The sequence below is a fragment of the Candidatus Pelagibacter communis genome (genome assembly GCF_001180205.1).
GTDB classification, from domain to species: domain Bacteria; phylum Pseudomonadota; class Alphaproteobacteria; order Pelagibacterales; family Pelagibacteraceae; genus Pelagibacter; species Pelagibacter ubique_O.
On sequence record NZ_CVSU01000030.1, the window covers coordinates 1 to 778 of the forward strand.

The 778-nt window shown below is 24.8% G+C and carries 1 protein-coding gene and 1 pseudogene; one reads left to right on the forward strand and one right to left on the reverse strand.

Annotation, left to right across the window (positions count from 1 at the left end):
- On the forward strand, positions 1-577 hold a 577-nt coding region (locus AMO08_RS05725; protein WP_075484546.1), incomplete at its 5' end, for a CDP-alcohol phosphatidyltransferase family protein.
- A gap of 8 nt (positions 578-585) precedes the next feature.
- Here AMO08_RS05725 and AMO08_RS05730 read toward each other — a convergent pair.
- Positions 586-778: pseudogene (locus tag AMO08_RS05730) on the reverse strand (hypothetical protein); the annotation flags it as partial.

Sequence of the window (778 nt, forward strand, 5' to 3'; positions counted from 1 at the left end):
GTTTGCATTTTTAATAGACAGTGTTGATGGAACTTTAGCTAGAAAATTTAATGTGAAAAAAAATTTACCACATATTGATGGTAAAATGCTGGATAGTATAATTGATTTTTTTAACTATGTTATAATACCATCGGTAATGATTTATTGGTTTAGGTATGTACCAGATCAGTTTATTTTATTAATTCCTGTAATTTTGATTTTTATTTCTATTTATTCTTATGTGAATTTAAATATTTTAACAAATGATAATTACTATAATGGTTTTCCAGCTATTTGGAATGTAATCGTGCTTTACTTTTATATTTTTGGCACCAGCCAAAATTTTAATTTGATATTTCTAATTTTGTTAGTGTTACTAAAATTTTCTCCTTTAAAATGCATTCATCCTTTAAGAGTTAAAAAATTCAAAAGTTTATCAATTCTTTTTGCAATCTTTTGGTTCATTACTTCAATTTTGCTAATTTTAATAAAAGATTTGAATATTAACCCAGTATATGAGGTTTTCTTCATGTTGTTATGGGTTGTTTCAAATATTTATTTTATATCTGTAAGTATATTTAAAACATTCAGAAATTAATTCATTTATTAAGGGAGCCAGGAATTATAAAGTTTATTTTTTTTATCTATTGGAATTTCAATAATTTTATTTTGTCTAGATGAAGCATAGACAGCAGTAACAAATTCTAAAGAATTTCTAGCATCTAATAAAGTTACCTCATCACTAGGAGATCCATATAGTCCAGCTGATGATAAATGGGAATTTTTACCAAGAGCTCCT